This window comes from Exiguobacterium sp. s11, from assembly GCF_018619015.1.
GTDB classification, from domain to species: domain Bacteria; phylum Bacillota; class Bacilli; order Exiguobacteriales; family Exiguobacteriaceae; genus Exiguobacterium_A; species Exiguobacterium_A indicum.
The window spans coordinates 334604-356239 of record NZ_JACSNF010000001.1 but is presented as its reverse complement, the minus strand read 5'-3'; the positions used below and the strand labels follow the sequence as shown (position 1 = coordinate 356239).

The 21636-nt window shown below is 46.7% G+C and carries 21 protein-coding genes; 10 read left to right on the top strand and 11 right to left on the bottom strand.

Going from position 1 to position 21636, the window contains the following annotated elements:
- Positions 1 to 217: 217 nt before the first annotated feature.
- Positions 218 to 469, top strand: a complete 252-nt coding sequence (locus KNQ12_RS02200; protein WP_023468537.1) for a hypothetical protein — start codon at positions 218 to 220, stop codon at positions 467 to 469.
- A 40-nt stretch (positions 470 to 509) separates the two neighbouring features.
- Here the strand turns inward: KNQ12_RS02200 and KNQ12_RS02195 are convergent, their stop codons facing one another.
- Together KNQ12_RS02195 and KNQ12_RS02190 are read right to left on the bottom strand one after the other, a co-directional pair.
- Complete coding sequence (locus KNQ12_RS02195) at positions 510 to 803, bottom strand: hypothetical protein (RefSeq protein WP_023468536.1); 294 nt, start codon at positions 801 to 803, stop codon at positions 510 to 512.
- A 244-nt stretch (positions 804 to 1047) separates the two neighbouring features.
- Positions 1048 to 1761 carry a YebC/PmpR family DNA-binding transcriptional regulator gene (locus tag KNQ12_RS02190; protein ID WP_023468535.1) on the bottom strand — a complete coding sequence of 238 codons (714 nt, stop codon included), beginning with the start codon at positions 1759 to 1761 and terminating at the stop codon, positions 1048 to 1050.
- Positions 1762 to 1895: 134 nt separating this feature from the next.
- Here KNQ12_RS02190 and KNQ12_RS02185 point away from each other — a divergent pair, with 134 nt between their 5' ends.
- The gene (locus tag KNQ12_RS02185; protein ID WP_251055695.1) at positions 1896 to 3728 is read left to right on the top strand and encodes a glycoside hydrolase family 13 protein; all 1833 of its coding nucleotides are present in this window, start codon (positions 1896 to 1898) and stop codon (positions 3726 to 3728) included.
- Between the two features lie 55 nt (positions 3729 to 3783).
- On the opposite strand, the gene KNQ12_RS02180 is transcribed toward KNQ12_RS02185, so the two are convergent.
- The 6 genes from KNQ12_RS02180 to KNQ12_RS02155 all read right to left on the bottom strand — a co-directional run bounded on the left by KNQ12_RS02180 (position 3784) and on the right by KNQ12_RS02155 (position 8500).
- Positions 3784 to 4986, bottom strand: coding sequence for a DUF1015 domain-containing protein (locus KNQ12_RS02180; protein WP_133207447.1), 1203 nt, complete (start codon positions 4984 to 4986; stop codon positions 3784 to 3786).
- Between the two features lie 13 nt (positions 4987 to 4999).
- The gene (locus tag KNQ12_RS02175) at positions 5000 to 6157 is read right to left on the bottom strand and encodes a phosphoglycerate dehydrogenase (RefSeq protein WP_214746119.1); all 1158 of its coding nucleotides are present in this window, start codon (positions 6155 to 6157) and stop codon (positions 5000 to 5002) included.
- Positions 6158 to 7222 carry a 3-phosphoserine/phosphohydroxythreonine transaminase gene (gene serC, locus KNQ12_RS02170; RefSeq protein WP_214746116.1) on the bottom strand — a complete coding sequence of 355 codons (1065 nt, stop codon included), beginning with the start codon at positions 7220 to 7222 and terminating at the stop codon, positions 6158 to 6160. It abuts the gene before it with no gap.
- 124 nt (positions 7223 to 7346) lie between these two features.
- Complete coding sequence (locus KNQ12_RS02165) at positions 7347 to 7712, bottom strand: nuclear transport factor 2 family protein (RefSeq protein ID WP_214746111.1); 366 nt, start codon at positions 7710 to 7712, stop codon at positions 7347 to 7349.
- Between the two features lie 83 nt (positions 7713 to 7795).
- Complete coding sequence (locus tag KNQ12_RS02160) at positions 7796 to 7996, bottom strand: cold-shock protein (protein ID WP_023468529.1); 201 nt, start codon at positions 7994 to 7996, stop codon at positions 7796 to 7798.
- Between the two features lie 243 nt (positions 7997 to 8239).
- On the bottom strand, positions 8240 to 8500 hold the full coding sequence (locus tag KNQ12_RS02155; RefSeq protein WP_035397016.1) for an RNA polymerase sigma factor: 261 nt from the start codon (positions 8498 to 8500) through the stop codon (positions 8240 to 8242).
- A gap of 144 nt (positions 8501 to 8644) precedes the next feature.
- Between KNQ12_RS02155 and KNQ12_RS02150 the strand changes: the two genes are divergently transcribed.
- The 5 genes from KNQ12_RS02150 (at position 8645) to egtD (ending at position 13199) form a co-directional block, all read left to right on the top strand.
- Positions 8645 to 9202 (top strand): GNAT family N-acetyltransferase, encoded by a 558-nt coding sequence (locus KNQ12_RS02150; protein ID WP_214746107.1) that lies wholly within the window; start codon positions 8645 to 8647, stop codon positions 9200 to 9202.
- Entirely contained in the window at positions 9189 to 9695 is a 507-nt protein-coding gene (locus KNQ12_RS02145; RefSeq protein ID WP_214746104.1) for an NUDIX domain-containing protein, read from the top strand. The genes KNQ12_RS02150 and KNQ12_RS02145 overlap by 14 nt, the downstream gene beginning before the upstream one ends.
- 160 nt (positions 9696 to 9855) lie before the next feature.
- A complete protein-coding gene (guaC, locus tag KNQ12_RS02140) occupies positions 9856 to 10839 on the top strand; it encodes a GMP reductase (protein WP_023468525.1) in 984 nt (327 codons plus the stop codon).
- Positions 10840 to 10962: 123 nt separating this feature from the next.
- A complete protein-coding gene (egtB, locus tag KNQ12_RS02135) occupies positions 10963 to 12243 on the top strand; it encodes an ergothioneine biosynthesis protein EgtB (protein WP_214746102.1) in 1281 nt (426 codons plus the stop codon).
- Positions 12243 to 13199, top strand: coding sequence for an L-histidine N(alpha)-methyltransferase (gene egtD, locus KNQ12_RS02130; protein ID WP_214746098.1), 957 nt, complete (start codon positions 12243 to 12245; stop codon positions 13197 to 13199). Before egtB ends, egtD begins: the two co-directional genes overlap by 1 nt.
- Before the next feature lie 78 nt (positions 13200 to 13277).
- Here egtD and KNQ12_RS02125 read toward each other — a convergent pair whose 3' ends face one another.
- Positions 13278 to 13601, bottom strand: a complete 324-nt coding sequence (locus KNQ12_RS02125) for a hypothetical protein (RefSeq protein ID WP_214746096.1) — start codon at positions 13599 to 13601, stop codon at positions 13278 to 13280.
- A 42-nt stretch (positions 13602 to 13643) separates the two neighbouring features.
- Positions 13644 to 14762, bottom strand: a complete 1119-nt coding sequence (locus tag KNQ12_RS02120) for an NAD(P)/FAD-dependent oxidoreductase (RefSeq protein ID WP_214746093.1) — start codon at positions 14760 to 14762, stop codon at positions 13644 to 13646.
- Between the two features lie 284 nt (positions 14763 to 15046).
- On the opposite strand from KNQ12_RS02120, the gene KNQ12_RS02115 reads away from it, so the two are divergent.
- From KNQ12_RS02115 to KNQ12_RS02105, 3 genes are all read left to right on the top strand, one after another.
- Positions 15047 to 15595 (top strand): hypothetical protein, encoded by a 549-nt coding sequence (locus tag KNQ12_RS02115; RefSeq protein WP_023468520.1) that lies wholly within the window; start codon positions 15047 to 15049, stop codon positions 15593 to 15595.
- Between the two features lie 489 nt (positions 15596 to 16084).
- Positions 16085 to 17035: a magnesium/cobalt transporter CorA gene (gene corA, locus KNQ12_RS02110; RefSeq protein WP_214746090.1), complete on the top strand. Its 951-nt coding sequence runs from the start codon at positions 16085 to 16087 to the stop codon at positions 17033 to 17035.
- A 12-nt stretch (positions 17036 to 17047) separates the two neighbouring features.
- A complete protein-coding gene (locus KNQ12_RS02105; RefSeq protein WP_023468518.1) occupies positions 17048 to 17956 on the top strand; it encodes a LysR family transcriptional regulator in 909 nt (302 codons plus the stop codon).
- Positions 17957 to 18011: 55 nt separating this feature from the next.
- Here KNQ12_RS02105 and KNQ12_RS02100 read toward each other — a convergent pair whose 3' ends face one another.
- Entirely contained in the window at positions 18012 to 21599 is a 3588-nt protein-coding gene (locus KNQ12_RS02100) for a dynamin family protein (protein ID WP_214746087.1), read from the bottom strand.
- Between the last annotated feature and the right edge of the window lie 37 nt (positions 21600 to 21636).

Below are 21636 nucleotides of genomic sequence, written 5' to 3'. Positions count from 1 at the left end.
TTTTTCCCTCTTGCATGACGTGAAGCGTTGAAGCATAAGGGATAGAGCCATTTTCTCTCTTGATTATTAAATATGTAGGAACACGGCAGAAATAGGCTGAATTTTTTTTTGATTTTTTTCAAATAACACGTTGATCCATGAGAAGAATGATTCAAATTCAAGTAACTCGGGTACATCTACCTAGAGCACAACTAATGACCATAGAGGGGGAACTTTCATGCGAGCAACATTCAAGACAGGTGTCATTTTAGGTGGTCTAGCGGCGATTGCGACAATCGCCTATCAACAATACCAACAACGAAAAACGACTTCAGACGATATTGACCATCGTCCAAGTGTCGACGCGAAACGCGATCCGGCTGAAGTCGGACTGACACAACTTGATTCCATTCATCGGGCAGATTGGCAAGCGAATGGATTCCCACAAACGCACGCAGAACTCGAACGCCTCGAGCGAGAAGAAAATTAAAAAAACACGTCTCTCGAATGAGAGACGTGTTTTATAGTCATTAAGCACTTGTTGTGACTAGGGCACGTGTCCGTTCACTGTGTGCAGTATAAGAAGAAAGATGTTCGAATTGATAAAGCGTTAAGGTCGCTGTGCGACGTTGACCGGTACTCGATTCTAGCATTAAATAAGCTTCATTGAAGTCTGTTCCACCACCATCATAGCGGATGTGTGCCGTAATCGTTCGTCCATCTGTTGTCTGCATATAAATATCGTATCCTCCGAAATCAACGCGCTTAAAGCTAGTTGCCTCGCTTACGATGTGTTTGAATGTTTCAATTAAAGAATATGTCATCGTTCGTTCCTCCTTTTATTTCTTCAAAGCAAAATAAGTTATAATCAACACCGAATATTACTATTCCCATTAAATTCAAGAAATAAACATCATAAATGAATCTTTTTTAGTTCTTGTTATGAAACGCGTTTCATACTTTATGATGAATACAGACGGTGCGTGACCGATTCTGGGCGTTAACCGATACAGAAACTATAATCAAAAAGACAAGGGGATGGTCGTGACCATCCCCTTGTCTTTTTGATTATAGTTCTACGTTGTGGTAGACCTGTTGCACATCCTCAAGATCTTCCAGTGCATCGATCATTTTCTCGAATTGTGCGACGTCGTCTTCAGACAACGCGACTTCGTTTTGAGCGAGCATGACGAGTTCGGCAAGTGAGAACTCGGTGATCCCTGCAGCTTTCAACGCTTCTTGCACAGCATGGAATTGTTCCGGCTCAGCGTAGATGATGACAGATTCGTCTTCTTCGAGGATATCGCGCACATCAATATCCGCTTCCATCATCAACTCGAGAACGTCATCTGCAGTTTTACCTTCGAAGGCAAAGATTGCCGTCGCATCGAACATATAAGCGACGGATCCGCTCACGCCCATGTTTCCGCCATTTTTTCCGAATGCAGCACGGACGTCAGAAGCCGTCCGGTTAACATTGTTCGTCAACGTTTCGACGATGACCATTGAACCGCTTGGACCGAATCCTTCATAACGTAAGACATCGTAGTTTTCTTCCGCTCCACCTTTTGCTTTTTCAATCGCCCGATCGACGATGGCACGTGGCACGTTGTATGTCTTCGCTCGTTCGAGAACGACCTTTAATGCTTGGTTTGATTCTGGATCGGGTTCACCTTGTTTAGCCGCTACATAAATCTCACGACCGAACTTTGCGTAGATCCGACTCGTATTTTTGTCTTTTGATGCTTTTTTTTCCTTGATGTTGTTCCATTTACGACCCATTTCGTATCCACTCTCTTTCCGTAATATCAGAAATCCCTGATTTCCTATGCGTTATCAGTATACCTTAAACTACCTGACAGACTGAACTAAAATGTCGGTGGAACAGTTGAATTTCTACTAAATACGTTTAAGCGATGTGGAAGAAAGGAACTTTACCGATAGAGAAATATCAATTTAAGGGAGAGTGGCAGAATTTGAACCAGGCTGGGGTAGTTCATCGCGCATTATCACCATTTGTTTATACCTATGATCAAGAGACGGTCCATATCCGACTTATGACGGCTAAAGATGATATTGAAAAAGTTGAATTGATATATGGTGATCCGTATGAATGGGAAGCAGAAAAAGAAGAAGACCGAGATTGGAACTTTGATCCGGAGAAAGAAAAATCATGGAAAGTAGAGCGGACACCGATGCAACACAATGGAAGTGACGCGACGTATGATTATTGGTTCATTGCAATCCGTCCAGAACGGAAGCGGGTACGGTATGGGTTTGAGGTTCATGGCGATAAGATAGCCGTTTTAACCGAGCGTGGCTGGTATGACGAATCACCACTCGATCATCCAGGCTATTATTTTTCTGTGCCATATGTTCATGCGACGGATGTCTTTGATACACCGGATTGGGTGAAGGATACGGTCTGGTATCAAATTTTCCCGGAACGATTTGCTAATGGTGACACGACGAATGATCCAGCGGGAACGAAGGAGTGGAGAAGTGAAGCACCGGCTTTTCAGAATTTCTTCGGTGGAGATTTTCAAGGGGTCATTGATCACGTCGATCATTTACAACGTCTCGGCGTCACGGGTGTCTACTTCTGCCCAGTCTTTGAGGCACCATCCAATCATAAATACGATACGCTTGATTACTTGAAGCTTGATCCTGCGTTCGGTGACGAGAAAACGTTCCGCAAGATGATCGATGTGCTACATGAGAACGGTATCCGCGTATTACTCGATGCCGTCTTTAATCATATTAGTGAAGAGCACCCAGCATTTCAAGATGTCTTAGAAAAGGGACAAGACTCAAAATACGCCAACTGGTTTACGATTGATTCCTTCCCGGTCGATCCATCGATTCCAAACTATGAAGTGTTTGCATTTGAACGAAACATGCCGAAGTTGAATACTGCCCATCCGGACGTCAAAGACTATTTGCTTCACGTCGGACGTTACTGGGTCGAGGAATTCGGAGTTGACGGCTGGCGTCTGGATGTCGCTAGTGAAGTCGATCATGCGTTTTGGCGTGAGTTTCGAAAGGAAGTCCGGGCTGCGAACGGAACATGTTATATCGTCGGCGAATGCTGGACGGATTCGCAACCATGGCTCCTCGGCGATCAATTTGATGCCGTCATGAATTACGGTTTGACAGAGAGCTTTTTGACTTGTTTTGCGACGGGCGAGACGAGCGTTCGTGATTTCTCACATGCAGTCAGCCGGAATTTAAACTGGCATTCTCAAAATGTCAACGAGGTCATGTTCAATTTGATTGACTCGCATGATACGCCGCGTGCTCTAACGCGTGCGAAAGGGAATATCGATCGAATGAAGTTACTCTTCACTACACTGTTGACGTTTCCGGGTTCACCCGTCATCTACTATGGCGATGAGATTGGAATGACTGGGGGGCAAGACCCGGCAAACCGTGCGTGTATGGAATGGGATGAGACGAAGCAGAACCGTGAGTTGTTCGATCACGTTGCACAGTTGATCGATCTTCGAAAACAGCATCCGGTTTTAGCAAATGCCGGAACGTATCATTTCCAAAGGATCGATGATACAAAACAGACATTTGTCGTCGAGCGACGTCAGGGTGAACAGATTTACTTGCTCGTGGTCAACGTAAGTGAAGAGGCACAATCTCTTTCGCTTGAGGGAACGTATGAAAGTCTGTTAAATGCAACGACGTTGTCGGGAACTATTCAAGTAGAAGCTGTGTCGGCTCTTCTTTTGCGACACGTATAAGAAAAAGCAAGTCGTGGATATCGAATCCGCGACTTGCTTTTTTAGTGCGTGTGCATTATGAATCAAACGGATGGATCAGTAAACCGCTCCGAAGCTTCGGTTCGAACCAAGTCGACTTCGGCGGCATCACTTCTCCCGCATCAGCCACAGCCATTAAATCTTCGATCGAAGTCGGATGCAAGTGAAAAGCGACAGCGGCATGTCCAGAGTCCACGATTTGCTCAAGGCCGGCATACCCCTTATGACCACCGACGAACTGGATCCGTGCGTCCGTCCGTGGATCCTCGATACCGAGTAACGGTGTCAACAACTCTTCTTGTAAAATCGAGACGTCGAGATTCGCTTTCGTCCCTGTTCGTTCAGAATCGTACGAAAGGGTATACCATTGCCGGTTGAGATACATCTCGATTTGGTGAGGCTTCGTTTGTTCGGCACGTCCTTTTGTGATCGTAAAGCGATGGGCTAATCGCTCAAGGAAATCAACGACGGATTGACCGTACAAATCTTCAACGACCCGATGGTAACCGAGAATCCGTAATTGATCCTGCGGGAAGGAGACGCCAAGAAAACGTTGTGCTTCCTCCTGGTCCGTCCGACTGGCAGCGATGGCTGCTGCTGCAGCACGATGGTGACCATCAGCGATATAGAGAGCATCGTGACGGGCGAACTGGCTCCCGATCGTCAATAGATGATTGCGATCGGTGATTTTATAAATTCGATGCGTCACTCCATCGACGGTGAAATCATATAGGGGATCGCCAGCAGTAATCGTCGTAACGATTGCTTCGAGTTGTGCATCGGTTTGATGCGCAAGTAAAATCGGACCCGTATGTGCTTGTAACTGTTCGACGTGTCGGACGCGGTCGCGCTCTTTATCAGGACGTGTGAACTCATGTTTACGAATTTGATTCGTCTCATAATCACTGACGGCAACACATCCGACGAAACCGGATTGCGTATGTGTTCCATCTGACAATTGATAAATGTAATACGTCTCGTCTGCATCGAGCTGTAAGATGCCGTTTGTTTGACTCTCTTCGAAGGCAAGCGCTGCTTGCTGATAAACGCGTGGGTCATCTTCAGCGATTAATGACGGAAGAGTAGCTTCTGCTTTATCGATCCGTAAAAAAGACAGCGGATGACGTCGGATCTCGGAACGTGCTTCTTCGCGCGAATAAACATCATACGGTAAGGCGGCAAATTCTGCCGCATATTTTGAGTCCGGTCGTAACGCCGCAAAAGGTTCGAAAGTTGGCATGGGGTTCACTCCTTTAGAGTAGGCGTGTTTTCAAGACGCCAGGAATCTGATTCAGTCGGTCGAGCGAAATCATCTCGTCCGCATGGTTATCGATATCGATGATCGTATAGGCAATCGCATCTTTACTACCATTGATCATATTCGCGATATTGATCGACTCTTGCGCTAACACGGAGGCGATTTGACCGACCATGTTCGGAATGTTGTGGTGAGCAATCGTAATTCGTCGTTTTCCAGTGAACGGTAACTCGACGGCTGGGAAATTGACCGCATTGCGGATGTTTCCTGTCTCAAGGAACAGACGCAGTTGATCGACCGCCATGATGGCACAGTTTTCCTCCGCTTCACTTGTCGATGCCCCGATATGTGGTAAAGCAATGACCCGGGGGAGGGACAAGATGAAGGCGTTCGGGAAATCCGTCACATAATTCGCCAGGCGACCGGACCTGAGCACGTCTGCTAACGCTTGTTCATCGACGAGTTCACCACGCGAGAAGTTGAGTAGGGTCGCGCCGTGTTTCATTTTTGAAAAGAGTGACGCATCGAGTAAACCCGTCGTCGCATCAAGGAGCGGGAGATGCAACGTGATGTAGTCGCTTGTCGCGAGGAGATCCTCGAGCTGTGTTGCCCGCTGAATCTGATTCGAGACGCGCCAAGCGGACTCAACGGACATATGTGGATCATAGCCTGTGACGGTCATGCCGAGCTCGTGAAGGGTGTTGGCTAAGTTTGCCCCGATCGCCCCAAGTCCAACGATCCCGATTCGTTTTCCGAGTAACTCCGTTCCGACGAATTGTTTTTTGTTCGCTTCGATCCGCTCCGGAATATCCGGTCCGCGCAAGTTGTTCGTCCAAAGCAGACTCGGGACGAGTTTTCGCGCCGTCAGGAACAAACTACCGATGACAAGTTCCTTGACGGCATTCGCATTGGCACCTGGTGTCGAAAAGACGGGAATCCCGCGGTTCGCGAGTTGATCGAGTGGAATCGTATTGACACCGACGCCAGCTCGGGCGACGGCTTTGAGACTATCTGGAAAGCGCATGTCATGTAAATCCTTGCTGCGGACGAGAAAGGCGTCTGGTTGCTCCGTTTCCCGCTGGACGTGATAGTCGTATGTAAATCGTTTTAATCCTTTGTCTGATAGATCATTCCATAGTTGGATGTGATACATTTAACGTTCCCCCTGTTCAAAACGGTGCATGATGTGAATCAGTGCCGTAACTCCTTCGGTCGGCATCGCATTGTAAAGACTCGCGCGCATTCCACCAATCGAGCGGTGACCGGCAAGGTTGATTAAATCGTGACGCGCAGCAAAGTTCAAGAAAGCAGCGTCTTCCGATTCGCTTCCGGTCGAGAATGGAATGTTCATCCGGCTTCGATCCTTGACGGCTACATGGTTATGAAATAGATCGGATTGATCAATTGCTTCATATAATATGCGCGCTTGTGAGACGTTTCGTGCCGCGATCGTCTCGAGTCCCGTCTCTTCAATCCAATCGAGCACTAATTTCGTCATATAAAGACTAAACGTCGGTGGCGTGTTATAAAGAGACCGCTGTTTTGCATGGATGTCATACCGTAAGTAGGCACCGATCGTGTCAGGAACACGATCAAGCAACTCGTTCTTCACGATGACGACCGTTAAACCAGCGACACCAAGGTTTTTTTGAGCACCAGCATACAACACATCGAATGACTCGATTGGCAATGGTTCAGACAAAATCGAAGACGAGACATCAGCGACGAGTGGCACATCGACATGTGGCGGTGTCTGATACGTCGTCCCTTCGAGCGTATTGTTCCAAGTGATATGCAGATAGTCGGCCGTTGACGTGAACGGACCTTCTGGGATGAAGCGATACCCGTGATCAGCGGAAGAGGCGAGCACGTTGACCGTGGCGTACAGTTTGGCATCTGCCATCGCCTTCGTCGACCAGCCGCCGGTATCGATGAAATCAATCCGTCCGGTCTTCGTCGCCAGATTTTGCGGTAACATCGCGAACTGAAGTGTAGCTCCTCCCTGAAGAAACAATACGGAGTACGAATCGGGAATCAACATCAGTCTCCGTAAGGATTGTTCAGCCGCATCTCGAATCGATTCAAAGATTGGCGAACGATGACTCATTTCAAGAACGGATTGTCCTGAATTTTCATAATCGAGTAGTTCGGATTGAGCCTTCAATAGGACCGGGGCAGGAAGGACTGCTGGACCGGCAGAGAAGTTATAAACCGTCATGAGGAACACTCCTTCTTGAATTTTCAGAAAATATGTACCCCTCAAGTGTAACGGAATGAAAAATGAGAAGCAATTCCAACTGACGATGAATGGAACATGAAAACAAAAACATCCCTTGAATCCGTTACGACGGATCAAGAGATGTCAGTTGACCAAAGTGCCATTTCCAACCATTTGACGTAGCACGATAGATGGATACGATCCGGAAACGACCAACATATTGAGTTGTCCCGTATTCAAATCGGTCTTCTGTCAAACTATACTGGATTGCCGTATCTTCGAAATGATCAATGTATGAAAAATCATCGGTCCGGGATAACCAGCGGATGTTTGCAGGATCCACGTAATGATCGAGGTAGGTCTCGGCATCGAAAGACCGCCCTAACGCATCGATGAACGTAAATTCGGGAGATAATAGAGGCGAGACTTGTGATAAATCTCCTTTTAGCATAGCCTCTTGAAGGTGTTGCATGGTTTGTTCGAGTGTCATGTTACATCTCCTTTCTTCCTGAATCGCTAGTGTAGCATATATAAACACAAAAAAGACCCTGCGTGAGCAGGGTCTAAAGGAAATTAAAGTTTTACAACGTTAGTTGCTTGTGGTCCACGTTGACCTTCTTCAACTTCGAAAGAAACCTCTTGACCTTCGTCAAGTGATTTGAAACCTTCAGATTGGATTGCTGAGAAGTGTACGAATACGTCGTCTCCGCTTTCGCGCTCGATGAAGCCGAATCCTTTTTCTGCGTTAAACCATTTTACTTTACCTTGTTCCATGTGTATTGCCTCCTGCGTGTGACTGGCACACTGATTATTACTACCGTGATCAATTTCATCGAATATAAAGTGAAACACTTCGTATCTCCACCGAACAACAATAATTACTTAATAATATAGCATGCCTGAATCGAAAAAGAAAGGACAAAACAAAAAAAGAACAAACGAAGCTGTTCTTCTCTGAATAAAGCATGCAATTAAAGGGTTCATTCTACTTGTGTCGAAAGAGTATAACTGATTCTTTCAACGAGTCGGAATATGTTCTCTTTTACTACTGAGTTGTCGTAATGTATGCAAAATGAATCCTTGGAAGTTCGGATAACGTGTCGGTTGTTCCCAAACGGTACGAAACAATTGCGTCATCGCGGCATGAATGAGTGCATCCTCGACTTGTGTGCGACGGAATAGAAGAAAGAGTGTTTTTTCGTAACGATCGTATAATCGTTCTAACGCGACGGAATCGCGTTGTTTGATTTGATTGAGCAAATCAATGTCTGAATACATAGGTCACTCCTTCTTCGACAGTTTTCTCTATAGTATGCTGTCACTGTAATGTAATAAAACTATTATGTAGATTCCCGCTATATGAATTATGAAACACCCAAACTTCTTGAACTAAAGATAATAATGGAAATGGAGGGACGTTATATGTTTCCTGTATACATTCGTCCGTACATCTTGGACGATGCAGCGGCGATCCTTGATGTGAATTTGCGAAACCGTGATCACTTTGAATACTGGATGCCTATCAAGCCGTCACCTGAACAATACACGATAGAAGGGCAACGAGAACGGATTCATCGTCATCTAGAGTTGATGCGTCAAGATGCTTATTATGCGTATGGTGTTTTTTTATCCGAGACGGACCAGTTGATTGGGGATGTTTCGGCGATGTTCGTTCAACGTGGACCAGCGGAGACGTGCATGATTGGCTACCAGTTGGATGCCGCCTTTTCAGGACGAGGATATATGGCACAAGCGGTCGGATTGTTCGTGGATCATTTATTTGATGTCCACCAGTTCCACCGGATCCGAGCTGAAGTCATGCCAGAGAATATCGGCTCGATCCGTGTCCTTGAAAAAGTCGGATTTCGTAAAGAAGGAATCGCGAAACAAAATCTCTTCATCAACGATGCCTGGGAAGACTTTGTTTTGTTTGCCCTATTAAAAGAAGACCGAAAGGAGTCACGTCATGCCAATCTCTAATTATTATGCCAATCTGCGCCAACTTGTCGGAACGCAGCGTCTTTTTACACCATGCGTCGCAGCGATCATTCGAAACGAAGCAGGTCACATCCTCTTTCAGGATCCAGGAGGTCCGTTTTGGAGTTTGCCTGCTGGAGCAATCGAACTGGGGGAATCACCGGCACAGGCAGTCATTCGCGAAGTCTATGAAGAGACGGGTCTATTCGTCCGACCGGTCCGTCTGATTGCGACCTTCGGTGGAGAGTCGTTCCGTTTGACGTACCCAGATGGAAACGAAGTTGAATATGTAGCGACGGTATTCGAGTGTAAGGTAGTCGGCGGAACGCTCGAAGCCATCGATGGCGAATCAAAGCAACTGGCGTATTTTCCGAAACAGGATCGTCCTCCTTTAGTACTGCCTTATCCTGATCACGTGTTTGAAGCATCCGAAGCAACGAGCTATTTTGACTGGGAAGAGCACTGGTTGACAGATTTACAACAACAAAATCGGTAAAAACCGAACATTAAATTGCTGGTAACGGAATAAAGTTCTTGAAAAACCTTAAAAACGCGAAAATTTCTTTGACACTATGATGACAGTTCGTTATAGTAGTCAAGGGGCGAATGATTATCGCCAATATATTAAAAAATATTCGTAATTAGAGGTGTTATTCATGGATGTAGTATTCGATTATGAAGATATTCAATTAATTCCAGCAAAATCAATCGTTGGTAGTCGTTCGGAATGTGATACGTCAGTCGAGTTCGGTGGTAGACGTTTCAAGCTTCCGGTCGTACCGGCAAACATGCAAACGATCATTGATGAATCGATTGCTTTGTTCTTAGCGGAAGGCGATTATTTTTATATCATGCATCGATTCGAACCGGCTCGTCGTTTGGCATTCGTACGTATGATGCAAGAACGTCAACTGTTCGCTTCAATCAGCGTCGGTGTCAAGGAAGAAGAATATCAGCTGATCGAACAGCTTGCGGCAGAGGGCCTAACTCCTGAATACATCACGATTGATATCGCACACGGTCATTCGGAAGCCGTCATTCAGATGATTCGTCACATCAAGTCGCTTCTACCAGCAAGTTTCGTCATCGCGGGTAACGTTGGTACGCCAGAAGCGGTGCGCGAACTTGAGAATGCGGGAGCCGACGCAACAAAAGTCGGGATCGGACCAGGTAAAGTGTGTATTACGAAGATTAAGACAGGATTCGGTACAGGTGGTTGGCAACTTGCGGCACTTCGTTGGTGTGCAAAAGCAGCAAGTAAACCGATCATCGCGGATGGCGGGATTCGGACGCATGGCGATATCGCGAAGTCGGTTCGGTTCGGTGCTTCGATGGTCATGATCGGTTCACTCTTCGCAGGGCACGAGGAATCGCCTGGTGAGACGCATGAAGTAGATGGGGTGCTCGTCAAGGAATACTTCGGTTCTGCTTCTGAGTTCCAAAAAGGGGAACGCAAGAACGTCGAAGGAAAGAAGATGTTCGTCGAGCATAAAGGAAGTCTAGCGGATACGTTGATCGAGATGGAGCAAGATTTGCAATCGGCAATTTCGTACGCTGGCGGGAACAAATTGCAGGCGATTCGGACGGTCGACTACGTCGTCGTCAAGAACTCGATCTTCAACGGCGATAAAGTATATTAAAGTGATCAGTTCGCTCTTAACGGAGCGGACTTTTTTTGTTTCTTTAGCATAACTCTTCCATAGGAGGGGTATACATCAAATGGACCAAAAGATTCGGAATATTTTGGATAGGGAGTGATTGACATGCTATTTGAAACGACATCGTACTTAATCGAAAAATTTGCCACTGTTCGTAACCAAACAATTGCCTTGATTGAACCGCTCGAAGCAGAAGACTTCATCATTCAAGCGAGTTCGGACGTGAGTCCGCCGAAATGGCATATCGCCCATACGACTTGGTTTTTTGAACGGATGATACTACAGGAATATAATGAAGACTATCGCGTTTTCCATCCGAAGTACAATTATCTATTCAATTCTTACTATAATTCAATCGGTCCTTACCAGCCTCGTCAACAACGGGGAATGCTGTCGCGTCCGACCGTCGAAGACATCATTGCTTACCGGTCATATGTCGATGGACAAATGGTCGAGTTCTTGAAAGAAGAACGGACTCCAGAAGACCAACGGAAAATCGAAGCGTTAGTCGAGATGGGACTACAACACGAGCAACAACATCAGGAATTGATCTTGATGGACGTGAAGTATAACTTTTTCACGAATCCACTGTTACCTGCTTATCTGTCAAAGTCGCTGGCAACAGATGTGCCTGAAAATGCAGTCAAGGAAACATCGTTTATCCAATTCGAGGAAGGACTCGTCGAAATCGGTCATACAGGAGACGGTTTTGCGTTTGACAACGAGAGTCCACGTCATAAAACGTGGTTACATCCGTTTCAATTAGCGACGCGTCCTGTCACGAACGGGGAGTATTTGGCGTTCATTGAAGCGGGGGGCTATGAAAAATCAGAGTATTGGCTATCTGACGGCTTTGCGACGGTGCAAAAAGAAGACTGGAAAGCCCCGTTATATTGGATGAAGGATGACGCGGGAGAGTGGACGATCTTTACGATGAATGGTGTCGAACCACTTCGTCTCGATGAACCGGTCTGTCATGTCAGTTTTTATGAGGCGGACGCTTATAGTCGCTTTATAGGGAAACGCTTGCCGACAGAAGCGGAATGGGAATGGGCTTCTCGCCAAGTCGATTCTGTCACGAAGCGTAATATGATGGGAAGCGGAACCTTCCATCCGGTAGCCGTCGAAGAGTCAGAGACGACGCTTGCGAGCATGTTCGGAAATGTCTGGGAGTGGACGTCGAGCGCTTATAGTTCATATCCAGGCAGTAAACCGCTTGAAGGAGCACTCGGGGAATACAATGCGAAGTTCATGTGTAATCAAATGGTACTGCGTGGAGGAGCGTGCGTGACGCCTGACGATCACATTCGCGAGACATACCGTAACTTCTTCCCGCCTGATAAACGTTGGTTATTTGGCGGCTTCCGATTGGCAGGTGACATGTGATGCGAGAGACAGTCATTGGGTACGATTTATATACGCCGCAACAAAACATGCGTTTAGAAGTCATCGAAGGTCTGATGCGAGAACAAAAGGTCTTACCGGCAAAATATTTTTATGATCATATCGGATCCCAGTTGTTCGAACAGATTACGCAACAACCGGAATATTATCCGACACGGACAGAACTCGCCATCTTGGAGCAGCATCGAGCGGAGATTGCACGAAGTATCGGCGATGTGCATACACTGATTGAATATGGAAGTGGCAGCAGTCGTAAAATCCAGATGTTACTGGAGACATTTACACATCTCGATACGTATATGCCCATTGATATCTCAAAAGACTTCCTAATGGAATCTGCACGCCAATTGTCGGAACGGTATCCTGCGCTGCATATTAAAGCGGTCTGTGGGGATTACTCACAATCGATTTCTTTACCGGTCGAGGAGTCTCAAAAACGAGTCATCTTTTTCCCGGGATCGACGATTGGTAACTTTGAACCGGAGGAAGCGATGCGCTTCTTACGTCATTCCTCACGAATTCTTGAAACGGGCGATGGATTCTTGATCGGTGTTGATCTGAAAAAGTCTGTTGATGTGCTTGAACGGGCTTATAATGATGCAGCCGGTGTCACAGCAGCATTCAATTTGAACATGTTGACGCATTTGAATCAGATGCTCAAGGGAACGTTTGATGTGACACGATTCGAACATCATGCTTTTTATAATGAAGAAAAAGGACGAATCGAAATGCATCTTCGGAGTCAACTCGATCAACTCGTGCAAGTTGGAGATGTGACGGTTCCATTCAAACAAGGGGAAACGATTCATACGGAAAACTCCTATAAGTATAGTAAAGAAGAGTTTGAGACACTTGCCCGTCAAAGTGGTTTTCATTCAGTCAATTGTTGGCTCGATGACGATGAACGATTCAGCGTGCATTATTTAGAAAAAATGTAACGGCACATCAAAAAACACTCCCACTTGAAAGCTTCCATTACGAAGCGACACAGGGAGTGTTTTTCTAAATGATATGCCTTATTCGACACGTGCTCCTTCCGGAATCGGATGTTCCGGTACGACGAGAATCGGCATCCATTGTTCCGAGCGACCGATCTCAAGCACCCGACCGGACTCTTCAGGCGTACGACCAGGTATATTGAGTACGGCAATCGCTTGTTTTCCAAGCAATTCATGGACATCGGGTCGCAGTGATTCCCAGTCGAGTGAGAATAAACGCGTAAATCCGTCGAATTGTAGTTCAATCTGAATTGAGCCATCGGTAAGATCCGAAAGCGACTGGATTGTACCAACACGTATATCTAAAGCATCGAATAATTCAAGAGGAACGATTGGTTTCATGGACAATGGTGTACTTCCTTTCAAAGTGAAGCATAGAGTGGGTCAGGAGTCGAGAGAGACATAGGTCGGCTCATAAGTCGTCCATTCGATATCAGGCGCTTGATGACGTGCAAGCTTCGCTAATTGGCTACCGAGATAGGGTCCGATCGTCAAACCAGATGCACCAAGTCCGTTCGCTAGGAACACGTTCGGATGATTTTGAAGCGGTCCGATCACCGGCAGGGAGTTTTTCGTATACGGGCGTAAGCCGATACGCAGTTCATCAATCGTTGTTTCTTCGAGACGCGGTAAGACAGGTAAAGCCCGATTCAATAAGGCATACATCCCCTTAACGGTTGGTTTCAAGTCGTAGTCGGTCTGTTTTTCGTGTGTTGAACCGACGATCAGTTTCCCTTCGTGGATGGAGACGAGATATAATCCGCGTTGTCCCATGACGACGGGCCAAGTCGTTGATGTAGAATCCGTCAAATCGAGTTGCAGGATCTGTCCCTTCTCCGGATGCAAATCGATTTTAAGCTCAAGTGGACGGAGTAGGTCATTTAACCAGACACCCGCCGTTAAAATGAACTGTTCTGCCAAGTACTGTTCATTTTCCATAGTTATACCAGTGACGACTCCCTTGTCTACGATAAGAGAAGCATCTCCTTCTAGGACGGTCGCACCGTGTTCGACAGCACCACGAATCAGTGCAGCACACAAGGCACGTCCGTCAACGCGTGCACCACCGGAAACGAATAAGGCACCCTCGATCTGTTCGACGAGTGGAAAGAGCGTTTTGACACGATCTTGGTCCAGTCGTTCGATACGTTCGATGGCAGGAGCTTCCGGAAAACGGTTTTGCGCAATCGTCTCCATCTTTTCGATTTTTGATGTTTCATGTAAGGCGATCGTGCCAACTTGCTGATAACCTGTACTCGTCTCACCGAGTGCTTCCAGTTCAGGAATCAATGTCTTGTAAAAATGAGCCCCGTTATTCGCTAATTGGTACCATGCCTTATTTCGCCGCTGTGTCATCCATGGACAGATAATGCCGGCTGCCGCATGAGAGGCTCGACCAGGTTCCTTCCGATCGACGAGTAAGACGCGTTCACCAGCCTTCGATAAATGATAGGCCGTCGAAGCACCGAGAATGCCGGCGCCGATGATGATATGGTTGTACATGAAAGATTCAACTCGATTCTGTTCAATTGGAATATCTTATATTGTAGCAGTAGAAGATCCGGACGACTAGCAAGAGCGGGTTTCCAATCTGTAGCACATCGAATGATGGGAAATGATGGGGAAAGTGAACCATTTGGCGCGTCATGACGTATACTAAATATACAGTTTCTAAAAACTGTGAATTAGACGATTAGAAACAGCTGAATTCGGAAACATACCCTTATAGGCATCATGTCCTGTCATCATCGACTTTGAAACGGTCCATCATGAAGGAGGGGAAGGCAATGAATATGAGTCAAGCCATCGTACGCAGACGCTACACGGATCATACTTTATTTTATTCCGCCATCCTAATCTGGAAATTGCTATTCTTCCTGCCACTGCTCATGTTCGTCAACAGCGGCACGGACCATGTGTTTCAAATGTACTTCGTACCGTACCTCACGGTCATCTTCCTATTTCGTGTGATGACCTACTTCGCGACCTATAAAGCATCTTTCATGGAGATGACGGAAATGGGTCTCTCGTTATCCTTGCTGATCGCAGATGTATATTTGATTGCGTTGTTCGACATTCCACTTCCGTTTGCTTTAATTATTCTTGCGCTCGCTTTACTCCACTTCAGTGCGGCATTCAGTCGTTTTCGTTGGTTCCGCCGTCGTCTTTGGTTGAATCGGCATCTCGAGATTCTCAATTATTTGACGGATCACGGTGAAGTACCCATTAAAATTGCTGTCATGGCAGAAGATGAGATGCTTGTGACGACGAAAAGCGGTAAAGAATTTACGTATCGTCAAGTATATTGGAGTGGCTTTTATATTGAACATGGTTGATTGCTATACAAAAAAGGATTACTCTTCGGGGAAATCTTTTGAGACTGAAGACAAGTGCAATTGTTCTCTAACGAGAAGGATTGCGCTTTTTTTGTTCGTCTCGCATCGTTTTCCTGGGACAAGCATCACGCAGCTTCGCTTCGTTGCAAGGGTCGCTCTTGCTTGTTTTTCCTTAAGAAACAATCTCGAGTGAACAAAATGCTTCTCGGATCCTTCTTCCGGATATAAAAAAATGACGCATTACACGCCACTCCTACAGGAAAAAGCACGATTTTGCGCTGTCAGAGACAAACAAGACAGGTTTTCCTGCTCGAATGAAGCGGGAAAACTGGCTTGTGTCTCGCCTGAGGAAAGGGCGTGAAAAGGTGTGTCATTTTTTGAGTCAGTTCATTTGTCTACAATCTGAAAGGATTTCTCTTCGAGGAAATCCTTTTTTTGTTGCATACGAAAAAATATAGTACGCTTACATAGGAAAAGGGGGAGAAAAAGTTGATTCGTTGTATACTGATCGATGCGAATGACACAATCATTTTGACCGATGATGTAAGTCGGATACAGGAGTCAGGCATCACACGTTATTTCGTTGATTTCGATCAACCGACAGACGCAGAGAAGCAAAAATTGATTGAGGTCTTTGATTTTCATCCACTGGCGATTGAAGATTGTTTTCATTACTTGCAACGCCCAAAGCTTGAATATTATACAGAACATAGCTTTTTTGTCCTTCATGCGCTCGATGAAGGAACGTTGACGAGTCGTGAAATCAATTTGTTCGCAAGTGATCGGCATCTCGTTAGCTACCATGAGCAATCTTCACCAGAAATTGATATCGTGTTTGAACAGTGTAGCCAACGCCTCGACAAACAAGAAACAGTCGACCTCGTACATAAAATCATGGATAAGATCGTCGACGGGTATTTTCCGATCGTTCATGCAACGGAAGATGAATTGTTTGCGCTTGAGGAACGCTACCGAACGCGTGGCAATGATCGTCGGTTGATGGAGGAGATTTTCGAACTACGCGCGCGGTTACTTCGAATCTCGCGGACGGTCATGCCGATGCGGGACTTATTGTATCGGGTCGTCGAATCGAAGCGGTTATCGATTCATCCGAAGAAGCAAGCATTCTTTCGCGATTTGTATGATCATTTACTAAAGTTATCCGAAATGATTGAATACAACCGATTGATGACATCTGAGTTTCGGGATAACTTCATTTCCCTCAACTCGTATCGGATGAATAGCATCATGAAGACGTTAACGATCTTTACGACGATTTTCATGCCGTTGACGTTCATCGCTGGTATATATGGCATGAACTTTGAACATATGCCAGAACTGACCACCCGGTATGGTTATTTCGTGACGTTAGGGGCAATGGGACTTCTTGCTTTAGGGATGATTCTGTTCTTCAAAAAAAATCGTTGGTTTGATGAATAAGGAGAGATATAAGTGGATATTCGACAGTTACTTTTTTTTACGACAATTGTCGAGCAAGGCTATAACTTAACGCGTGCTTCGAAACACTTGTCGATTTCGCAACCGGCGCTTAGTCAGATGATTCGCGACTTCGAACAGCTGGAGCAAGTAGAACTGTTCATTCGAAAGCACGGACGGTTGACAGGATTATCGGAAACAGGACGTCAATTGTATGAGGATGCGAAGATCGTTCTGACACGTCATCAAGCATTGATGGGTCATCTGCGTGAACGTTCGAACGTCGTCCGAGGAAAGGTCCGTCTCGGCATCCCACCCGTCATCCTCCCTGTTTTATTTTCGCAGTTGATTCCGAAGTTCATGGCGGAACATCCAGGCATCGAACTCGAAATCATCGAAGAGGGGGCGTTTGAACTCAAGCGTCGACTGTTACTTGAAGAACTCGACTTGGCCATTTTGATTGAACCGGGCGAATCCTATGGTATCGAACGTTTTCGATTGATCGAAGATGAGGTCGTCGTCGCCGTGCGTCCGAATCACCCGTTTCAAGCCAAAGAAGCGTTGTCGTATCGTGATATCGGAAATGAACCACTTGTCATCTTGAACGATCGATTCATGTTACATCATCAAATACTATCGGAGTTTCGTAAAGTGCAGCAAGAGCCGAATATCTTCTTCATGTCAGGGGCATGGGACTTGTTGATCGGGATGGTCCAAGAACTTGACGTCATCTCAATCCTACCGGAGCCGATACTACGGTTTCATCATGCGGATGACATTAAAATCATCCCGTTCGACCCACCGATGTTATGGGATGTCTCGTTGAACCGACTCGTCGGGACGGAATTACGTCCTGTTGTCCGGCACGTCCACCAATACATCGTCCACTATTTTCAGTCGTATTGGCCAACGCCTGCGCGATGAAGAAAAAAGACCGGAACGCATCGCGCTCCGGTCTTTTGTGTTGAACGATTGTATTTTATGAAGTGACGTGTTGCGTCAGACTGCGAATCTGCTTTGCTGCTTGTTTATAAGGAGTCAGCGTCTCTTGTGCCTGTAACGTCGCGCGTTCACTCTCAAGTTGCTCGAGTGTTTGGCGTAATAGGTGCTCTGAAACGGCTGTCAAAGAAGTGTCCAGATGTGCCGACGCGACTGCCAGCAAGCGTTCTTCTTGAGTGGCAGTGTACGCGAGTGCTTCTTGTTTGGTTAATGTCGCAAGCTCCTCCTTCAACTGCTCCTTCTCATTTTTCTCAAAGAAGGCTTTCGCATTCCGGAAATGACGTTTGACGCCGATATAAGGAGTTGCATCTTCGAAGGGTCCGTCGAACGTCATTTCGTTTAATCGAGAGACCGTAACAGGCGCGAGCTGGAAGGATTCGTTCCATTGCTCTAGCAACTGTTGCTCCTCTTGTTGACGCCGGATCAAGGACGCTTCGAGCCATTGGTCGACACGGAAATGCGTGACACGGAGCTCTTGTTCAAAATCGAACCGAAGGAACGTCAACAGTTCCGTTAACGCATCTTGTAATGCTGCTCCTTTGCCAGTTTGAGCAAAACGAACAGGGTTATAGGCTTCCTTGAAAAAGTCAGGGAAACGGTAATAAATGCGTTGTACGACATGGTGCAACAGCTCATGGATCTCTGCTTTGAGTGCAGGTTCGATCACAGCGGCGCGATTGTCTTCGAAACGATCGGTGACCTGCTGTTCTAGAGTAGACAGCTCAGCCAACCGTTCTTCTTTTCGCAACAGATTCGCTTCAGTCGCAGCGATAAATCGTTCGAGTCGCTGGACGGTCTTTTCCGTCTGCTCAGACAACGATACTTTAGCGAGACCGGTCAAATCCTCCGCTAGGAAGTGATGGAATGCCTCCTCGAATTCAGGTAGACCGGAAGTTGAATCCGATCGCTCTTGTTGCTTTTCGGTGAGTCCTTGTAAGCTCGAGACTCCATACAGTCGGGGCGACCGAATCCCGAAGCGTTGCAATTCCGTCGCGACATAGTTCAAGACATCTTGACGTTCGCTATCTGAAGCAGCGAGATCGATCGCATTGACGAGGAAGAACATCTTATCGAGTTCGAATGCGTCTTTGACACGACCGAGTTGAATCAAGAATTCACGGTCAGCGCGGGCAAAGGCATGATTGAAGTACGTGACGAATAAGATCGCATCCGCGTTCTTAATGTAATCAAAAGCGACATCAGTATGACGGGCATTGATTGAATCTGCTCCTGGAGTATCAACGAGCGTCACGCCGAGACGTGTTAACGGACTATCGTAATAGAAATCGATGACATCTACGAAACAGCTTTGTTCTTCCTGCGCGACATACTGTTTAAATGCGTCTTGATCGACCGTCTGAGCGGTACCGATGAAGGATTGAACGGCAGGGAATCCTTTCAAGAAAGCACGCAAGAACGGGTCCGTCAGTGACGCGGTACGTGGTAAGAGCGTATCGTATGCCTGTTTCGTTGACTCGAATGTCATCGTTCCGACCATCGCTTCATTTAAGTCTTCCAGCATCGATGCTTCCGACTTGAACGTGACTTCTGCCACGCCGTGCGGGTGTGCAGCGTCAACAGGGTGAATCCGGTTGATCGATGCGGTCGTCGGATTCGGAGAGACCGGGAGGACCTTGTCTCCGAGTAAGGCATTGCAAAACGACGATTTCCCAGCACTGAAGGCACCGAATAAGGCAATCGTGAACGATTGATGTGTCAGTCGGTCCAATTTGTCATTCAAATAAGCGACGGCATCTTCAAAACCTTGAAGACCATTTAGATGCTGACGGATTTGAGCGACGTCTTCCGGTGCATAACGGACGGCTTGTTGCTCACTGATCGTCGTCGCAACTTCAAACGAAGTAGTTTCTGTCACCGATTCATATCCGGTAAAGGAAACGATCGCCGCTTCTTGCTGAATCAATTGCTCCTCCCAAACTGAGACTTGCGTCCGAGCCTGTTTGAGTTGTTGGTCAGATGGATTGGCAACGCCATGCTCATATCGCTCGAGTGCTACGGTAGCCTGTTGCCATGCTTGAACGCTATTCCATTTATGCTGTAGTGACGTCTGTTGTTGCAATAGTTCAGCTTGTTCTTTCGGGAAAGTTGCCGTCAACTCTTGACGAACAAGCTCACGCCACGCGTTCGTTTCCTTGACGAACCACGCTTGTGTCTGTTCGGCGACACGATTCGTGAACTGGAGCACTGATTCACCTGTGATCGTAATACCGGTTGGCAAGGCACTTTCGAGTACGGAAAGCGGTGGGTCGAGTGAGAGCTGATCGATTGCGACGATATGCGTATCCTGCAGGAGACCAAGGTCACGTAACGATTGTTTCATCAAGTTACGTAAATGAAGCGAAATTTCGGAAGCGGTCACTGTCTGATAGGCACGGAGCACGTCTTGTGCGATCTCCGCTTGAGCCGCTTCCGTTTTTTTCGCGCTACGGAATAATCCAACCTTGAAATCATGCTGACGTGACTCGAGGAAACGGCGCATCTTCTCGCGTAACTCAAATGGCATCAATGTCGCATTTTTCAAGAGTTGATCCCGATGAAGCGAAAACGTCTGTACCCAGCGGTCCGGTTGACGTGCTTCTAATTGTTGCGAGACACGCGTTAATTCGGTTTCGATTTTCGCCGGATCCCGTCGTTCAGCGTCATTCAATTGCTCAGCCATCGTCTCGTGTGTTTCTGAGACGAGACGTGTGAGATAACGTGTATGCTCCTGGTGAAGACTTTCGAGTGTCAAAGCGGCAGAAGTCAACAACTTCGGTTGAGCGTCGCGAATGCTTTGTTTGACGAGCTGTTCGACTTCCATGAAATCGTTATGCGGATGGGCTGGGTCCCGTAGGCTCGTAAAGAAGATTCCTTTCGGCACGACACCGTGTTCAGCGAAGGACGCATGAACCGAGCGGCGGAAGGCGTCGAATGATAGTTCATCGTTACGATGTTTATCGATTTGATTGACGATTAAATACAATTCCGGTACGGCAGCTTGTAATTCATCCGTCACCATGAAGTTCAATTCGGATTGAACATGATTGTAGTCCATGACGTAAAACAAGATGTCAGCCAAGTGAAGGGCAGACTCCGTTGATACACGGTGGGCATCATCGACCGAGTCGACGCCTGGCGTATCCATTAAGACGAGACCAGGAGGCAGCGCGGACGCGGCATGCGTCAAATCGATTTGTCGGACATCACCACTTTTCCCAAGCGATTGAAGATGCTCCTCTTGCTCTGTTGCTGTCAGACGAACAGACGGCTGTTCATGAAAGTGAACGATTGCTGAATCCATCTCACCTTGCTGAAGTGTCACGATGTTCGCACTCGTCGGAATCGGACTCGTCGGTAAGACCGATTCACCCGTCAAGGCGTTGATCATGCTCGATTTTCCAGCTGAAAAGTGACCGGCAAACGCAATCGTGAACTCTCGTTTTAATAGTTTGCTAGCGAATTTATCTAGTTTATCTAAACGGAGTTGATCCGTTGAAGGTTGAATCAATGTGGCGAGTGAAGCCGTCGCCTCGAGTTGGTTCGATAATCGTTCCTCAAATGAGCGCATGCGATGAAACCCCTTTCTTTCAGTCATCGTCCAGTGT